15 protein-coding genes are annotated in these 18,475 nt (G+C 41.1%); 2 read left to right on the plus strand and 13 right to left on the minus strand.

The genetic code is table 11. The annotated features are described in order from the left end of the window. Window positions 1–2: 2 nt before the first annotated feature. Window positions 3–890, plus strand: a complete 888-nt coding sequence (ispA, locus tag RB215_RS11505; protein ID WP_011329015.1) for a (2E,6E)-farnesyl diphosphate synthase — start codon at window positions 3–5, stop codon at window positions 888–890. Between the two features lie 112 nt (window positions 891–1,002). After that, the gene (gene dxs, locus RB215_RS11510) at window positions 1,003–2,865 is read left to right on the plus strand and encodes a 1-deoxy-D-xylulose-5-phosphate synthase (RefSeq protein ID WP_086993171.1); all 1,863 of its coding nucleotides are present in this window, start codon (window positions 1,003–1,005) and stop codon (window positions 2,863–2,865) included. 70 nt (window positions 2,866–2,935) lie between these two features. Here the strand turns inward: dxs and RB215_RS11515 are convergent, their stop codons facing one another. The 13 genes from RB215_RS11515 to thrA all read right to left on the minus strand — a co-directional run bounded on the left by RB215_RS11515 (window position 2,936) and on the right by thrA (window position 18,280). Beyond that, window positions 2,936–6,022 (minus strand): ligand-binding sensor domain-containing diguanylate cyclase, encoded by a 3,087-nt coding sequence (locus RB215_RS11515; protein ID WP_011329017.1) that lies wholly within the window; start codon window positions 6,020–6,022, stop codon window positions 2,936–2,938. Window positions 6,023–6,057: 35 nt separating this feature from the next. Continuing rightward, window positions 6,058–6,543 carry a phosphatidylglycerophosphatase A gene (locus RB215_RS11520; protein ID WP_086993172.1) on the minus strand — a complete coding sequence of 162 codons (486 nt, stop codon included), beginning with the start codon at window positions 6,541–6,543 and terminating at the stop codon, window positions 6,058–6,060. Next, on the minus strand, window positions 6,540–7,514 hold the full coding sequence (gene thiL, locus RB215_RS11525; protein WP_041454538.1) for a thiamine-phosphate kinase: 975 nt from the start codon (window positions 7,512–7,514) through the stop codon (window positions 6,540–6,542). Before thiL ends, RB215_RS11520 begins: the two co-directional genes overlap by 4 nt. A 94-nt stretch (window positions 7,515–7,608) precedes the next feature. Next, window positions 7,609–8,019 carry a transcription antitermination factor NusB gene (gene nusB, locus RB215_RS11530; protein WP_011329020.1) on the minus strand — a complete coding sequence of 137 codons (411 nt, stop codon included), beginning with the start codon at window positions 8,017–8,019 and terminating at the stop codon, window positions 7,609–7,611. 15 nt (window positions 8,020–8,034) lie between these two features. Next, a complete protein-coding gene (ribE, locus tag RB215_RS11535) occupies window positions 8,035–8,499 on the minus strand; it encodes a 6,7-dimethyl-8-ribityllumazine synthase (RefSeq protein ID WP_011329021.1) in 465 nt (154 codons plus the stop codon). Between the two features lie 93 nt (window positions 8,500–8,592). After that, complete coding sequence (gene ribBA / locus RB215_RS11540) at window positions 8,593–9,705, minus strand: bifunctional 3,4-dihydroxy-2-butanone-4-phosphate synthase/GTP cyclohydrolase II (RefSeq protein ID WP_011329022.1); 1,113 nt, start codon at window positions 9,703–9,705, stop codon at window positions 8,593–8,595. Window positions 9,706–9,733: 28 nt separating this feature from the next. Next, the gene (locus RB215_RS11545) at window positions 9,734–10,387 is read right to left on the minus strand and encodes a riboflavin synthase (RefSeq protein WP_086993175.1); all 654 of its coding nucleotides are present in this window, start codon (window positions 10,385–10,387) and stop codon (window positions 9,734–9,736) included. A gap of 4 nt (window positions 10,388–10,391) precedes the next feature. Next, on the minus strand, window positions 10,392–11,540 hold the full coding sequence (gene ribD, locus RB215_RS11550; protein ID WP_011329024.1) for a bifunctional diaminohydroxyphosphoribosylaminopyrimidine deaminase/5-amino-6-(5-phosphoribosylamino)uracil reductase RibD: 1,149 nt from the start codon (window positions 11,538–11,540) through the stop codon (window positions 10,392–10,394). Window positions 11,541–11,542: 2 nt separating this feature from the next. Beyond that, window positions 11,543–11,992 carry a transcriptional regulator NrdR gene (gene nrdR / locus RB215_RS11555; RefSeq protein ID WP_011329025.1) on the minus strand — a complete coding sequence of 150 codons (450 nt, stop codon included), beginning with the start codon at window positions 11,990–11,992 and terminating at the stop codon, window positions 11,543–11,545. Between the two features lie 104 nt (window positions 11,993–12,096). After that, on the minus strand, window positions 12,097–13,353 hold the full coding sequence (gene glyA / locus RB215_RS11560) for a serine hydroxymethyltransferase (RefSeq protein WP_011329026.1): 1,257 nt from the start codon (window positions 13,351–13,353) through the stop codon (window positions 12,097–12,099). Window positions 13,354–13,623: 270 nt separating this feature from the next. Beyond that, complete coding sequence (thrC, locus tag RB215_RS11565) at window positions 13,624–14,907, minus strand: threonine synthase (RefSeq protein WP_179807521.1); 1,284 nt, start codon at window positions 14,905–14,907, stop codon at window positions 13,624–13,626. A gap of 10 nt (window positions 14,908–14,917) precedes the next feature. Continuing rightward, complete coding sequence (gene thrB, locus RB215_RS11570) at window positions 14,918–15,853, minus strand: homoserine kinase (protein WP_011329028.1); 936 nt, start codon at window positions 15,851–15,853, stop codon at window positions 14,918–14,920. Between the two features lie 9 nt (window positions 15,854–15,862). After that, a complete protein-coding gene (thrA, locus tag RB215_RS11575) occupies window positions 15,863–18,280 on the minus strand; it encodes a bifunctional aspartate kinase/homoserine dehydrogenase I (protein WP_011329029.1) in 2,418 nt (805 codons plus the stop codon). Window positions 18,281–18,475: the final 195 nt, after the last annotated feature.

Consider the following 18,475-nt stretch of genomic DNA (forward strand, 5'->3'; position numbering starts at 1 on the left):
CCGTGACTATTAAAGAACTTATTACACATGCTCAAACTGATGTAGCCAATACTCTTAACCTTTATTTTGACCAATCGCTTAATACTGACGAGACCATAAAAGCCGCCACCCATTATAGTTTAATGAATGGCGGCAAAAGATTGCGTCCTTTTTTGGTTTACGCAACGGGTAAAATGCTCGGCGCAGATAAACAAGATTTAGACGTACTTGCTGCAGCTATAGAATGTATTCATAGCTACTCGTTAGTTCACGATGACTTACCAGCTATGGATGATGATGAATTACGTCGCGGACGCCCAACCTGTCATATAGTGTACGGTGAAGCACACGCAATTTTAGCCGGTGATGCACTGCAAGCTTTAGCATTTGAGTTAATAGCCAAGCATAATTTTAACTGTAGTGCTCAAGCTCAAGTTAAAATGATTGCTGAACTGGCGCATGCCTCTGGGTTACAAGGTATGGTGGCAGGCCAAGGGCTTGATATTGCAGCTACTGATAAAGTAATAACCGTGGCTGAACTTGAGCGTATTCATAAGTTAAAAACCGGTGCGCTAATAAGCTGTGCAATTACACTGGGGGCTTTGTGCTCGAACAATGTTAGTCAAAACACGTTAGAAAATTTAGCCACTTTTGGCTATGCCATAGGGCTTGCATTTCAAGTACATGACGATATTTTAGACGTAGAAGGCGATACCGTTACTTTAGGTAAGCCTCAAGGGTCAGATATCGCTGCGAATAAAGCGACATATCCCGCTTTATTAGGTATGCTAGGCGCTAAAGAAAAAGCACAAAACTTAATACAACAAGCCCATGCAGCGTTAGCAAATATAGACGCCGATACCAGTGCTTTAGCGTCACTAGCTAACTATTTAATTGAACGTGACCACTAAACACGGCTTAAATGTATTGCAACTTAGCACTAAAATTATTACTGAACATCAAATAACTCAAACAACGCGTTTGCACAGTTAATTGATGTTAGCGAAGGACATATATAAAACCATGACACTTGATAGCAGCAAGTATCCATTACTTAATTTGGTTAACGAACCAGCCCACTTGCGAGACTTAGCACAAGATAAGCTTCCTGCATTTAGCCATGAGTTGCGTGACTACTTACTCAACTCGGTATCGCAAAGTAGCGGGCATTTAGCGTCTGGTTTAGGTACCGTAGAGCTCACTGTGGCACTACATTATGTGTATAACACCCCAGATGATCGCCTTGTATGGGATGTAGGCCATCAAGCTTACCCACACAAAATACTCACCGGGCGTCGCGATTTAATGCACACCATTCGTAAAAAAGATGGCTTGCACCCTTTCCCATTTCGCGAAGAAAGCCAATACGATACGTTTAGTGTGGGCCATTCTAGTACCTCTATTTCAGCTGCGTTGGGCATGTCTATTGCTGCGCAAAAAGAAGGTAAAGGACGCAAAACGGTTGCCGTTATAGGCGATGGTGCTATTACAGCAGGCATGGCTTTTGAAGCCATGAACCACTTAGGTGATGTAAAATCAGATATGTTGATCATTTTAAATGACAACGAAATGTCGATTTCTGAAAACGTTGGCGCGTTAACAAATCACTTTGCCCGTATTTTATCGGGTAGCTTTTATACTAACATTCGCGAAGGTAGTAAAAAACTACTCTCGGGTGTGCCACCAGTTAAGCAACTTGCCAGTAAAATGGAAGAGCATATTAAAGGGATGATGATCCCTGGTACCTTCTTTGAAGAATTAGGCCTAAATTATATTGGCCCAATTGATGGCCATGATGTAAACATGTTAGTAGATACGCTGCGTAATATGCGTAACTTAAAAGGCCCGCAATTACTGCATATAAAAACCCAAAAAGGCAAAGGGTATAAACCCGCTGAAGCCGACCCTATTGGCTATCACGGCGTACCTAAGTTTGATCCTAATACATCAAGTTTACCTAAATCAAAACCCGGTGCGGCTACATTTTCTAATGTATTTGGCGACTGGTTATGCGACATAGCAAAGCAAGACAGCAAGCTTATGGCGATAACACCGGCTATGCGCGAAGGCTCTGGCATGGTGCGTTTTTCAAAAGAGCATCCTGATCAGTATTTTGATGTTGCGATTGCCGAGCAGCACGCTGTAACCCTCGCTGCTGGTTTTGCTTGTGAAGGCTTAAAACCCGTTGTCGCAATTTACTCAAGCTTTTTACAACGTGCGTACGATCAGCTAATTCACGATGTAGCGCTGCAAAACTTACCTGTGTTATTCGCTATTGACCGTGCTGGTATTGTTGGCGCAGACGGCGAAACACATCAAGGTGCGTACGATTTAAGCTTTATGCGCTGCATTCCAAATATGGTCATTATGGCGCCAAGCGATACAAATGAGTGTCGCCACATGTTATATACTGGTTATCAAGCAAATTGCCCTGTTGCTGTGCGTTATCCGCGTGGTAGTGCTGGTACGGCAGAAATTGCAACTAATATGCAATTACTTGAAATTGGTAAAGCCGATGTTGTTAAGCAAGGTGCTAAAGTGGCTATATTGTCATTTGGTACATTACTTGAAAACGCGCAACTAGCAGCTGATGAACTCAATGCGACTTTAGTTAATATGCGCTTTATTAAACCGCTTGATACTGCGTTACTCAATGAGTTAATAAACAGCCACGATGTAATAGTAACGCTTGAAGACAATGCAATTTCTGGCGGTGCTGGCTCTGCGGTTAATGAGTATTTAGCAACGCAAAAAGCACAGGTTAGCATTCTTAACTTGGGTATCCCTGATGAATTTATTAAGCACGGTACACAAGACGAAATGCACGACGAGATGGGCTTAGGCGAGCAAGGAATATTAACTGCTATCAAAGCGTTTATTAATTAACCTCCTACTCATTTAAAGCATATTAAAAAAGGAGCCTAGGCTCCTTTTTTAATATCTAAATATTAGTTACTTATCGCATCCATACTTTAATATCAGCTAAACCATTGGCTTGTAGCAAGCCTATTTGCTGTTCAACATTAGGGTTTTGCTCAAACTCAAACGCATCTAATTGCTCATCAAAGGTAATATTAGCGACCCCATCGCCACCGCGTTTTTTAACTTGATGCAGTGCAATATCAGCTAAATTAATCGAGGTTTCCCAGCTAATAACTTGGCCACCTAATAATGGTAGCGGATAAAACGACCAACCAATTGAGGCCGAAATATGAGTGCTTTTACCATTTGGCAATTGAAATCCATGTTCGGCAATTCCTTGGCAAAGATCCGACACATAGCTGTCAATTAAGTTACATTTAAAGTCACGTAATAAAAGTAAAAATTCATCGCCGCTCCAACGTGCCACATAATCTGAGCCCTGAGTACGCGAATTAAGTAATACCGCCATTTGCTGCAAACAACTATCTCCGGCAATTGGCCCATACGCATCGTTAATACGGCTAAAATTATCTAAGTTTATAATTAATAATACTAGCGACTTGCCCTGCGCTTGCAGTGACTGTGAGTTACGCTGAAAATGTTCAATATCTTTAGGTAGTTGGTCGAACAAAAAGCGGCGGCTACGTAACCCTGTAAGCTCATCTGAATGGCTCACCAGCTTAAGCTGTGAGTTAACCTTATTAAGCTTATCGTTTGCTTGGCGAAGCTCTAAGGTACGATCAGTGATCAACCCTTCTAACACTTCTTGTTTACGGCGCTCTTGCGCTCTAAATACCCAAAACACTAAATAAAACAATAAAACGAAACCACTGGTGATCAGTAATCTAAAGTAAATTGTTTCATCAAAACGCTCAGGTACTACAAAAGCGTAATCAACAGATTGGGCTATGTTCCAATCCTCGCCTTGGCGTTTTGTTTCTAACTGAAACAAAAATGCACCGGCTGGAAGGTTGGTATAAATAGCTTCGCGGCGAGTATTAGCGTATCGCCAGTCAGTATCTAAACCATTTAATTTATATCTAAACTCAATACTATTTGGCGCGTAATAATCTATAGCTGTGTATTTTAAAGTAACATCGCGCTCGTCTATTTTTAACCGCGGTTTATTACCTAATGCAGCTGTGGTTAAACTACGTAATGGTGTAGTTAATGTTTCTATTTTAGGTTTTAAACCACGTAAACCAAACAGCTCAACGCTTTTAGGTATTTCAACTACACCTTGTAAACTGGGATACCAAATGGAGTTATCCATATCAACAACCGCGTCATGCCCTAAGCCATTACAACATTGGCTGGCTTTACCATCGAGTTGGCGATCGAACGAGGAAATAACCTCTTCAACTTTTAAGCTTTGGATCTGCGTTTTAAATTGATCTACCGGCATCCGATAAACACCTTTCATGGTGCTTACCCATATTCTTTTTAATTTTTCATCGTACTTTAAGCTAAAAATAGAACCATAGGGTAAGCCATTTGCCGCATCTAATTGCTGCCATTGTCCTTGTCCACTACGATAAAACAAACCATCGTTTAACGAGCCAACTAATATTCCAACTCCATCTATATGCAAAATACTGGTTACATAAGCACTTTCTAAGGTAGTTTGGTCGCCTATTTTTTCTATTCCTCGGTCAGTAAAGTAATACGCGCCTTTACTAGTACCGATAATGCCAAAGTTTGGTGCATCTAATACAAAAGTAATAAACTTACTGCCTAAAAATGCATTATAAGCAAAGGGCCTTAAACCACTATAATTGAGTCGATACAAACCTCGGCCAGTACCAATCCAAAATCCGCCTCGGGTAGCTGAGCTAATAGCAAATACCGGGTTGTCGTTTAATGCGCGCCCAGGAAAGCTGTAAAGTGTGTCGTCTTCATAAAAGAATAACCCCCGCCCAGTAGCAATATAAAGCCGATCGCCATCAAACTGTAAATCATGCACCGAGGCATGCCCATACTTGCTACTGTTTATTATATTAATAAAGTTTTTATTGGTATCAAAGTAACCAACACCGCTTCTGTTAGCTATCCACAGTTTGTCATCGGGTGATTTACTAATCGCCATTACCGTTTCAGTCATTTTAGAAATTGCCGAGTGACGCTCAATGCGACCTTCGTGTGCCAGCCATAAACCTTCACTAAAACTGGCTAGCCAAACATTATTTTGATCATCGCGAAACATGTCAGCAAACCAAATACTTTGATCTAACTGACTTGGCTCAACCCATTGCCAATCACCTGACTTGCCACGAAATAATAAACGCCCATAAGTAGATACCCATAAGCCACCATTGGTGTCGCTCATAAATTTATAAACTGCAGAGTTATTCACATTAGGCAGTGGGAAAGAACGTAGTTCGTCATCTAAATCTAAAAAATAAGCACCCAACTCAGAGGCTAAATATAAATTACCATTTAAAAAAGAGAGATCGTGCACTATGGTTTGCGCTAAGCTGTCGGGTAATGACACTTTGGCAGTAAGCTCTAAGCGTAATTTAGAAAAGTCGGCAGCGCTTTTTGTCAAGCGCAGTAAATGTCTGTCGTTTACTAACCAAATACCTTCAGGTGCGAGCGCCATTTTGCTCACAGAGCCAACTATTTGAGTAATAACAGTGGGATTAACTATGGGTGATGGCTCATTAGTTTGATCGCGTAAATCAACCAAACTACGATCAACATAATACAGGCCATTAGCGGCTATCCAAATACCGCCTTTAGAGTCCTCTAAAATATCTCTAACCGGGCCTTTAATATTAAACTCTTGTGCACTAAGTGTTGCAGGGTCAATAACCACTAACCCATTTTTGGTGCCGATCCACAAAAAGCCTTGGCCATCTATTAGTAATTTATTAATACCATTACTTGGTAAAAAAAGACTATTTTGCGTGTTGTAGTTGGTAAAAGTATTGCCGTCAAAACGACTTAAACCAAATTGAGTTCCCAGCCACATATAACCTTGCTGGTCTTGCACAACACTTTTGAGTGATTGCGAGGGGAGTCCATCTTTAATATTCCATTGTTTAACTACGTAATCAGTAATTGAGGCCCAACTTGGCATAGCACAGGTTAGTAGTACAAAAACTAGTAAAAATCGCATCATATTGCTGCCACCTAGCTAAACAATCAAATAATAAACTAAAAGGGTAGTAAACCTACTTTTATCAGCGCTTGCAAACAAATAAGTGAAAATATACCTGCAAGTACGTCATCAATCATAATTCCAAATCCACCATGGGCACGCTTGTCGAGCACACGGATAGGGCCTGGTTTGACTATATCAAAAAAACGAAACAGTAAAAAACCAACCAATAATGTTTGCCAGCTCAGTGCGGCACCAATCATAGTGATGTAATAGCCTGCCACTTCATCCCATACAATCGCGGGGTGATCGTGTACCCCTAAATCATCAGCGGTTTTGCCACAAGCCCAAATACCAAAAACACTGATCACTACAGCAAATACTACTTGTAACCACAACGGATAGTGCATGGTTATAAAAATAAAAGGTAAAGCGGCCAAAGTACCAAATGTGCCTGGGGCTATAGGTGCAAGCCCAGTACCAAAACCTAAACCAAAAAACTGATGTGGACGCTTTAGGTTAAATAAACGCTTGTTGTTCAACTTAAATCCTTAGAAAAGTGCTCAAAACCTTGGTGCTTAAAAGTAAATTTTTCGCCTTTATGTAACAGGTCAATTTGCCCTTCGCCACTTTTTATTTGGCCAATACAAATTGCCTCTACGCCATATTGACGCAGTTTTACATCAAGCATACTTTTATTGCTATCAGGCACGGTATAAAGCAGTTCATAGTCGTCGCCGTAATTTAGTATAAACGGTAATTGTTGTTCAAAATCAAGGCTAGCTTTCATTGCATCCGAGGTGGGTATGCTTTCAATATTAACCGTTGCGCTAACCTGCGACATATTTAGTATATGGCCTAAATCGGCTAGTAAACCATCTGAAATATCAATAGCAGAAGACGCAAGCCCACGTAATACCTGCCCTGCAGCCACTCTAGGTGTAGGGAAGTTAAGGCGCTTTTTAATATGTTTTAGATGCTCAGGTTCAATCGTTAAGCCTTGCTTGCGAGACTCTATTGCAAGCCCCGCATCTCCTAACGGCCCAGTTACAAAAATCCAGTCACCTACTTTTGCGCCATTTCGGCATAGTGCAGTGCCTTCAGGTACTGTACCTTTTGCACAAATAGTAATACTCAAAGGTCCTTGAGTCGTGTCGCCACCAATTATTTGTACATTAAAATATTCGGCAATTTCATGCATGCCGTCAGTCAATTCTTCAATCCATTGCTGATCAATACTCGGAAGTGTTAAAGCGATAGAAACCCATGTAGGCTCTGCCCCCATTGCCGCTAAATCACTTAAATTTACAGCCAATGCTCTGTGCCCGAGTGCGCGAGGTTCAATGTCATCAAAAAAATGCACACCAGCAACGAGTGTATCGGTTGTTATAGCAAGCTGACAATTTTGCGGCACAGTAACTAATGCGCAGTCATCTCCAATCCCTAAATTAACATCGCGGCGAGTAATACCACGGCCTTTAAAATAACGATTAATTAATTCAAATTCCTTCATACACAAAAAAGCCGACCTATGCCGGCTCTCCTTTTTAACGGTAATTTATACCAGCCAGTTTTGATAAAATAATTATCAAAAACCTGACTAAATATTACTTACGTAAATGCTTAACTGCTTTATCAAGTACACCGTTTACAAATTTATGGCTATCTTCAGCGCCAAACATTTTAGCTAATTCAATGCTTTCGTTGATAGCCACTTTGTATGGAACATCTTCACGAAATTTTAGCTCATAGCTGCTTAAACGTAATATTGCGCGTTCAACCATATCTAACTCATCGAATGGACGGGTTAAATGCGGTGATACAGCCTCGTCTAGTTGCTTATAATTTACCGCAACGCCACTGGCTAAATCTTTAAAATATTCAACATCAATTTTAGTCACGTCGTTTTCGATCAACATTTGTTGTTCGATATCGGCAATTGCATTGCCACTTAATTGCCAAGAATAAATGGCCTGAAGTGCTAATATACGTGCTTTACGTCTTGCTGCTGGTTTCACAAAAATTCCTTAAACTTAAATTTTATCTAACACATTAACCATTTCAAGCGCGCCTAAAGCAGCTTCGCCGCCTTTATTGCCCATTTTGGTGCCAGCACGCTCAATTGCTTGTTCAATGCTTTCTGTGGTTAATACGCCAAATGCAACCGGTATATCATACTCAAGTGATACTTGCGCAAGACCTTTGTTTGATTCGCCAGCAACTAGGTCAAAGTGTGGAGTACCACCTCTGATCACTACGCCTAATGCGATGATTGCATCATACTGTTTTTTTGCCGCAATACGTTTCGCTGCTAAAGGTAATTCAACCGCGCCAGGTACATAAACTACGGTAATATCGTCATCCGATACACCACCTGTGCGTTTTAATTCATCAATAGCGCCTGCTAATAAGCTACTACCAATAAAGTCATTAAAGCGAGAAATGACAATGGCAAATTTTTTGCCCGGAGCGTACTTACTACCTTCAATAATTTTCATTTGATAACCTTAAAAATAAGTTTGAGCGATTTCGATTGCGCAAAAATTGCAGCGCATCATACCATAAAAATAAAATAATAGCCTAGCGTCTAATTACTGCGGCTCTATGTAGTCAACAACTTCTAAATGAAACCCTGAAAGTGCATGATACTTTTTAGGGCGACTCATTAAGCGCATTTGTTTAATGCCTAAATCGGCTAAAATTTGTGAACCCACGCCTACAGTACGAGACGTACCTGTAAATTTATTCGGTGTTACATCTTCACCCGAATCTTCGGCTGCAAACGCCTTTACGGTTGCCTCAAGCTCTGCGGTACTTTCTTGTTTGCCTAAAATAACTAACACACCATTGTGCTTAGCTATATAAGCCATTGCGTCAGACACGCCCCAGCTACGCTCAGAGTTTCTATCTGAGAGTAAAATATCGTTAAAGGTGCTTTGTAAATGCACTCGCACTACGGTTGGCGCTTGTTGTTTTATTTCGCCTTTTACTAATGCGTAATGTAGCTGTCCGTCAATGGTGTCTTTGTAGGTTACTAAATCAAACTCACCGTGCTCGGTAGGTAACTTACACTTTGCCACTTGCTCTATTGTGGTTTCGTTTAAGTTACGGTATTCAATTAAATCAGCTATGGTGCCAATTTTAATATCGTGCTGTTTAGAAAACACTTCTAAGTCAGGACGGCGCGCCATAGTGCCATCTGCATTGAGTATTTCAACAATAACCGATGAAGGCTCAAGCCCTGCTAAACGGGCTAAGTCGCAGCCTGCTTCAGTGTGCCCTGCACGCGTTAAAACACCGCCAGGTTGTGCCATTATAGGAAAAATATGCCCAGGCTGTACTATATCGCTAGGCACTGCGCCTTTAGCTATAGCGGCCTGTACTGTACGTGCTCTATCTGCTGCCGAAATACCTGTAGTAACGCCTTTTGAAGCTTCTATCGACATTGTAAAATTAGTTGAAAACGCAGCACCGTTATTTTTTACCATAAGCGGTAAATCAAGTTGCTCGCATCGCTGTTGCGTCATAGTTAAACAAATTAAACCACGGCCATGCGTGGCCATAAAGTTAATAGCTTCTGCACTAATATGCTCGGCGGCAATAATTAAATCGCCTTCATTTTCCCGGTCTTCATCGTCCATTAAAATAACCATTTTACCGGCTTTAATGTCTGCGATAATTTCTTCTGCGCTGTGTAAGTTCATAATTCACTCTTATTAGTTGTTAGTTGCGTTACTTAATAAAGCCCGCTTTTGCGAGTAAGCTCATTGAAATATCAGCGCCCGTAGGCTGCTCTGCGCCTTTTATAAGCCGCTCTAAATAACGCGCAATTTGGTCGACTTCCAAATTAACTTGGGTGCCCACTTTAAAATTAGCTATCGTAGTTTGCTCGCTAGTATGGGGCACAATCGTTAATTTAAATTTATTACCTTCTACTGCGTTCACTGTTAGGCTAATACCATCAATACATACAGAACCTTTATACGGTATGTATTTCATTAGGTTTTCATCTGTGGTTAGCCAATATTCTGTAGCACGTGCATTTGGCGTAATGGCGGTAATTGTAGCAATGCCATCAACATGGCCAGACACTAAATGCCCACCTAAACGCGAAACCGGTTGCATGGCTTTTTCAAGATTAACTGTTTGCCCTAATGTGTAATGAGCAAAACCAGTTAAATCTATCGTTTCATTCGATAAGTCGGCACTAAAACCATCGGCATGTTTATCAACAACAGTTAAACACACACCATTAGTGGCAATACTATCTCCTAACTTAACATCACTCATATCAAGGTCAGGGCTTTGTACACGAATAGCTAAATCGCCTTGTTTTTTTTGTAATAAAGCAATTTTGCCTGTGGCTTCTATTATCCCAGTAAACATAGCATTACTCTTTTGTATCAAGTGGTTTTAATGAGCTTTTTACTGCGCTAATACGTAAATCATCACCTATACGCGTACACTCATTAAAAGTTAAATCAATCGTATTTTGCATACTGATCAACTCAGGAAAATTAACTAAACTCTTGCCATCACACCCAATTAATTTAGGCGCTAGATAAAAAATAAATTCATCTATTAAATCCAGTTCAACCATTTTACCCGCAAGGGTTGCTCCAGCCTCTAGCCACACAGTATTAAATTGCAGCTTTGCGAGCTTTTTTAAAACCGCGGTTAAATCAACTTTTGAATTACTAGCAGTTACTACTATATGCTTTACAAAATGCGGCCAATGTTGCGATTTATCAACCTTGGTAGTAAAAATTATTATTTCACTTTCAATAGCAAATAAAGCAAGATTTGGGGTTAAACGATTTTGCGAGTCAATAATAACACGCACAGGTTGGCGAAGCGGTAACTGTGTAGGTAATGCCTGCGGTAATTCATTTTTACGCACATTTAATTTAGCGTCATCTACTAATACTGTGTCGGCACCGGTTAAAATAGCGCAACTTTGTGCACGATATAACTGTACGTCTTGGCGTGCTGCTGCGCCTGTTATCCACTTACTTTGGCCATTATTAAGCGCCGTTTTACCATCAATACTGGCGGCCATTTTACACGTTACATAGGGCAGGCCATGCTCCATGCGTTTAAAAAAGCCTAAATTAAGCGCCCTAGCCTGTGCTTCAAGTAACCCATACGCAACCTCAATACCAGCGTCGCTGAGTATTTTCAGCCCCTTACCAGCCACTTGTGGATTGCTATCGACCATAGCGGCAATTACTTTTACCACACCGGCGGCTTTTAAACCTTCTGCGCACGGTGGTGTACGACCATAATGGCTACATGGCTCAAGCGTAACATAAGCAGTTGCGCCTTTTGCTTTACTGCCAGCCATAGCAAGTGCATTTACTTCTGCATGCCCTTGTCCGGCAAGCTGATGAAATCCCTCGCCTACTATTTCATTGTTTTTAACTAATACACAACCTACGTTTGGATTAGGCGTGGTAGTAAACCGGCCTTTTTTAGCCAGTTCTATAGCACGTGCCATATACATTTCGTCATATTGGTTAAAAACACAGTCGCTTTGCATACTTACTCCCCTAAACGGGCAATTTCTTCGCCAAATTCGCGAATATCTTCAAACGAGCGATACACCGAGGCAAAGCGCACATAAGCTACTTTATCGAGCTTTTTAAGCGCTTCCATAATGCACTCTCCCACTAAATGGCTCGAAACCTCTCGCTCGCCGGTTGCGCGTAATTGCGACTTTATTATATTAACTACTTCTTCTACTTGTTCGGTACTTACGGGGCGTTTTTCCAGTGCGCGGTTTAAACCATTTAACAATTTATCTTCGTTAAAGGGTTCGCGGCTGCCATCTTGTTTTATTACCCGTGGCATAACCAGTTCTGCGCCCTCAAACGTAGTAAAACGCTCATGGCAGTCATTGCATTCACGACGACGACGCACTTGGTGACCACCGCCAACCAGGCGAGAGTCAATAACTTTGGTATCTTTTGCGGTACAAAATGGGCAATGCATAGCTAGGTACTTCCGTTTTAAAAAACAAAAAAGGCCGCTTTAAAGCGGCCTTTATCTTAGCAAAAAACTAAGCGATTGTGATCTAAATTACTGTTTTACTTTTATTAAGCGTAAACAGGTAGTTTTGCACAAATTGCTTTTACTTTTTCTCTTACTTGCGCCTGTACTGATTCATCATTGATGTTATCTAGTACGTCACAGATCCAGCCAGCAAGCTCTTTAGATTCTGCTTCTTTAAAACCACGACGAGTGATTGCAGGAGAACCAATACGTAGGCCAGATGTTACAAACGGTGAACGTGGATCGTTAGGCACTGAGTTTTTGTTAACTGTAATATGAGCGTTACCCAAAGCAGCATCAGCATCTTTACCGGTAATATCTTTATTGATTAAATCAAGTAAGAATAAGTGGTTTTCAGTTTTGTCAGATACAATTTTGTAGCCACGTTCCTGCATAACAGCAACCATAGCTTGTGCATTTTTAACAACTTGTGTTTGATATACTTTAAATTCTGGTTGTAGGGCTTCTTTAAATGCCACAGCTTTAGCAGCAATAACATGACATAAAGGACCGCCTTGGCCACCAGGGAAAACAGCACTGTTAAGCTTTTTGTAAATAGCTTCGTCGCCACATGCCGAAATAATTAAACCACCACGAGGGCCTGCTAAGGTTTTATGTGTAGTTGTAGTAACAACATGTGCGTGAGGAACTGGGCTTGGGTAAATACCCGCCGCAATTAAACCAGCAACGTGCGCCATATCTACAAAAAAGTAAGCGCCAATTTTATCAGCAATTTCACGTAATTTAGCCCAATCAACAATACCTGAGTATGCTGAGAAGCCACCAATAATCATTTTTGGTTTGTGCTCAAGCGCTAGCGCTTCAACCTGTGCGTAATCAATTTCGCCTGTAGTTTCATCTAGGCCATACTGAATTGCATTATAAAGCTTACCTGAAAAGTTTACGTGTGAACCATGCGTTAAATGGCCGCCATGAGCTAAGCTCATACCTAGTACGGTATCACCGGCGTTTAACAATGCTAAAAAAACGGCCGCATTTGCTTGCGAACCAGCATGTGGTTGTACGTTTGCATAGTCAGAACCAAATAGTTCGTTAGCACGGTCAATCGCTAATTGCTCAACAACGTCTACATGCTCACAACCGCCATAGTAACGTTTGCCCGGATAACCTTCTGCGTATTTATTAGTTAACTGTGAACCCTGTGCTTCTAGTACGCGTGGGCTACAGTAGTTTTCAGAAGCGATTAATTCAATGTGATCTTCTTGGCGCGCAGTTTCTTTTGCAATTGCGTCAAATAACTCTGGGTCAAAATCTGAAATATTCATGCTACGTTCTAACATTGGGGTCTCCTGGGGCAAGGTGTATGGTATTTTTTAGAGGCTTTATTGTACGCTTAAAACGACTATTTGCCTACGCTCTTAAGTTGAGGATATTTAAACAGGGATTGAATTTATTTCACAGGCTTTTTAAGATGATATTTTTTAATCATTACATAACAAATTAAAATATATATTAATTATTATATTTACATAGCTAATGAAAGTATTAACACCCACACTAAAATATACATATAAAAAAGCGACCAAGGCCGCTTTAATTAGATCTTACTTTTAACTTAATTTTCTAAGTATTTCAGTACGTAAGGCATCATAATCAGCATTTATATCATTAGCTAAACATGGCTTGGCTAATGCATCTGCAAGTGGTTTTGGCATAGCTAGTTCAATGTTTAAAATACCTTCAACACTGTCTTTAAATTTAGCTGGATGAGCCGTTGCTAAAAAGATTCCGGCAGCGCCAGGAGCGCGATTTTCAACAAGTCCTTGGTATGCAATAGCGGTATGCGGCTCAGCAACATAACCTGTTTGTTGAATATTTTTCATCACTGTTTGCGTATCTTGCTCGTTTACGCTAGTTGAATAAAAATTATCGTAGCTAAACCAATTGTTGTCGAGCATAGATTGCACTCGTGGCCAGTTATTTGGCTTGCTTACATCCATTGCATTTGAAAGTGATTCAAGTGTCGCGTTTGGCGTCCAGTTTTTATCCAGCATAAAGCGCGGTACTGTATCGTTTTGATTAGTAGTTGCACTAAGTTTGCCAACAGGCAAACCAATAACAGCACCTATCATTGCCGCGCACACATTACCAAAGTTACCACTTGGAACCGAAATATGCGCAGTAGCCCGTTTTGCTTTTGGTAATTGTGCAATTGCCTCAAAGTAATAACAAACTTGTGCCACTAAGCGACTAATATTAATAGAGTTAGCAGAGTTAAGCCCCAGTGTAGATTTAACTTCTTCATCTAAAAAGGCATTTTTAACTAACTCTTGGCAATCATCAAAGCTGCCTTCAACCGCATAACAATGAATGTTGCCACCCAATGTAGTAAAGAGCTTTTGCTGCGCCAGTGAAATTTTGCCTTTAGGGTATAAAATTACCACGTCGATATTAGGCTTATTATAAAACGCATGTGCAACCGCCGCGCCAGTATCGCCCGACGTTGCAGTTAAAATAGTCACTTTATCGCCTTGATTAAACTGCGCTAAACACTCTGCCATAAAGCGCGCACCAAAATCTTTAAACGCTAAGGTAGGCCCATGAAACAATTCTAAGCAATAAGTGTTCTCTGCCACTTCCACCAGCTTAACCGGAAAGTTAAATGCATTTTTAACCATATGTGCAACGGTATCTGCTGGTAATTCATCGCCAATTAAATGCGAGAGTATTTTACTACTACGGGTTACAAAATCCATATCAAGTAGTGCATCAACATCCGTTAGTGGTGTTAACGACTCGGGAAAAAATACCCCTTGATTACGCCCTAAACCCGTTTTTACTGCCTCAACAAACGACACTTGTTGCGAACTATCTTTTAAATTATGTAATTGCATAACTACTATCCTATAAAACTGTTAATTGACGTGTGCCGTCGTTATCTAATTTACAAATATGGCAAAAACCTTGCTCGTTTATGTAGTTACTTTCAAGCCACTGCGCGCACTGCTGTGCAGCTTTTAATGTTTTACACACAGTAAATAATGTTGGCCCTGCACCAGAAATACTAACAATTTCGGCGCCTAGCGCTGGCAAACTCGCTTTTGCTTCACTAAAACCTGTTATAAGTGGCGCACGGTATGGCTCGGCTATATGGTCTTGCATAATACTTAATGCATCATCAAAGCGATGCATTAACAATAAACTACTAAAGGCAGATAAACGCTGCGCAAATTCTACACCTGCGTGCATGCTCAACTCTTTTGGTAAAACTGAGCGTGCTTTTGCTGTATTAAGTGAAAAACCAGGAAACGCAGCAACGTAATACCAGTTTTCATCAACTGGTAAAGCAATTGATTTATTAGGAATTAAATCGCCAGTTAGCTGCAGGCCACCTAAATAACATGGCGTGATGTTATCGTAATGACGACCACCACTAACAACTGCCTCAAAGTCGGCCATTAACTCAATAAGTTCAACTTGGCTAAGCTTGGTTCCGGCAAATTTATCTAGGGCAGCAAAGGTTGCTACCACCGAACACGCACTTGATCCTAACCCTGAACCTATGGGCAAGTTCTTTTTCAGCTCCAACTTTACACTTGGCATATTAGGCGCTACATGCGCTCTAAAATGCACTAAACATTGATACGCTAAGTTTTCACTGGCATCACTTGGTAGCTTATGCGCGTATTCGCCAGAGCAAATAAACTCATCGCTCGATGCGGCACTAACAACGGCTACATCGCCTAATAAACTGCCGTCAATAGGTGCAAGAGCTGCGCCTAGCGCGTCAAAACCAACGGCAAAATTACCAATAGATGCGGGAGCATATACTTCAATCATTGTTTGCTCCTAGCGCGATAACGTTTTTAAAATATCAGCAAATACACCAGCGGCTGTTACTGCCGAGCCTGCGCCATAGCCTCGTATAACAAATGGGCGTGGCTGATAATACTGACTTAAAATTGCTAATGCGTTTTCGCCATCACGAATATCGTAAAGTGCATGCTTTGCATCAACGGCTTCTATACCTACCTTACAGTGACCTTGCTTAATTGTGCCTACGTAACGCAGTACTTTACCCTCTGCGGCAGCACTTGCTATTCGGTCGTTAAAACCTGCGTTTAGGCTAGGGAGCTTTTCCATAAACGTATTTACATCATCGCCTTGTGCAAAACCGTGCGGTAATACCGACTCTACTTCAATGTCGCTTAGCTCTAGTGGCATGCCAGATTCGCGGGCAATAATTAATAGTTTTCGTGCTACGTCTGTCCCCGATAAGTCATCACGCGGATCAGGTTCAGTAAAGCCACTTTCTTTAGCTTTAATTGTTGCCTCAGACAGTGACAAGCCATCTTGCAGCGCACCAAACATGTACGATAGCGAGCCTGATAAAATACCGCTAAATTCTAGTAACTCGTCTCCTGCACCAAATAACGATTTTAAGTTATCAAGTACCGGTAAACCGGCTCCTACATTGGTTTCGTATAAAAACTTACGGCCATTTTTTTGTGTTGCTGCAATTAAGTCTTGATAGTAAGCATACGAGCTTGTATTGGCCTTTTTATTTGCGGCTACGACATGGAAACCGGCATTTAAAAAGTCTACGTATTGCGCCGATAACGCATCTGACGAAGTACAATCAACTAATACTGGGTTTATTAAATGATTTTGCTGTACAAATTGTTCAACTAGTTTTAAATCAAAAGCTTGCTCTGATGCGCCAAGCTTTTGCTGCCAGTCATCAAAGGCAATACCTTCACTGTCTAAGTGTAGCTGGCGAGAGTTGGCAACCCCATAAAGCTTAAGTTTAATATTGCGTTTTTCAAGCCAAGCTTGTTGACGCTCTAATTGCTCAATAAGCTCTTGACCTACTAAACCACACCCTAATAAAAACACGTCAATTGATGGAATATGGGTAAAGAAATTCTCATGACAAACCTTTACAGCGCCATTACAACGTTCACCATCGATCACGGCCGAAATAGAACTTTCGGTAGAGTCTTGGGCTATAGCTACAATATTTACTTGTGCTTGAGCAAGTGATGCAAAAAACTTAGCCGCTAAACCTTTGTGCGCACGCATATTATCGCCCACCAAAGTAACAATAGCTAAGTTACGCTTTACTTGTATTGGTTCAATTAAACCTGCTTGAGACTCTAATTTAAATGCGGTTTGCAGCGCTTCAAGTGCCAGCGCTAAATCGACCTCATGAACACAAAAACTAATACTGAACTCACACGATGACTGGGTAATTAAAACAATCGACACATTATCAAGGGCAAGGGCATTAAATACTTTAGATGCCATCCCTACTTTACCTTTCATGCCCGGGCCCGACACGGTAAGCATTGCTAAATCTTGTAAACTTGATAGTGCTTTTACTGGCTCAGATGAAACGCTCTCGTTACTAATAAGTGAGCCTTGTGCATTGGGGTTACGCGTGTTTTTAATTTCGCACGGTACACCCGCTTTAGCGCAGGGTAAAATTGTTTTAGGGTGTAATACTTTTGCACCAAAGTAAGAAAGCTCCATCGCTTCTTTATAAGATAAAAAATCAACTTTAGTGGCGGTTTTTATATAACGCGGATCGGCACTGTAAACACCATCTACATCAGTCCAAATTTGGCAAACATCGGCTTCTAAACAAGCTGCCGCAATTGCCGCAGAATAATCTGAGCCATTTCGGCCCAAAGTGGTTAGTTCGCCTTGCTCATTACTGGCAGTAAAACCGGGCATAATATAAATAGTTGCTGGTTGTTCTTTTAATACGGCTTGAAAGCGCACTTTACTGGCAACTAAGTCTGCCTCTGCATCTATGTAACCACCGGTTGATACTATGCAATTGGTCGCTTCAAGGTACTGCGCGTTTAAATCACCGAGTAAGCATTGCATTAACGACACACTAACGCGCTCACCAAAGCTAATAATAAAAGCACGTACTTGCTCAGGGCAGCATTTAATCAGTGATACACCATCAAGTTTATTTTTAAGCTCGGTAAAATTTGGCCAGTTTTCAATTTCACCATAGCCTTGCTCTACTGCTTTTTTTAACTCGTCACATCGATTTACCAGTGCTTGCCACAAGTGACTAAAGTCTTCACCCTGCTCAGCCGCTGAAGCTAATGCAACTAATGAATCTGTCATGCCACCGGGGGCTGAAAGCACTAATAACATTTCATCTTTTAATTGTGCTTTTGCCAGCACGGCAACCATCTCTAAGCAAGCAAAGTCGGCAAGCGATGATCCGCCAAATTTTAAAACGCGCATTTTTTATGTTTCCTCATTCCATAAAACGAAAAAAGGCCTGGGTTCTAAGTGAACACAGGCCTTTAAATTTGTTGCACCGACCTATGCCACTATCCAGTTAGGATGATGGTTGTAATAATAATGGTCGCTGCAAGACTAAATGTTTTCATAGCTTAAGACTGCCTTAACACAGGCTATACTGTCAACCCTCATTAA

The organism is Pseudoalteromonas sp. HL-AS2 (assembly GCF_031198805.1).
In the GTDB taxonomy this organism is placed as follows: domain Bacteria; phylum Pseudomonadota; class Gammaproteobacteria; order Enterobacterales; family Alteromonadaceae; genus Pseudoalteromonas; species Pseudoalteromonas nigrifaciens.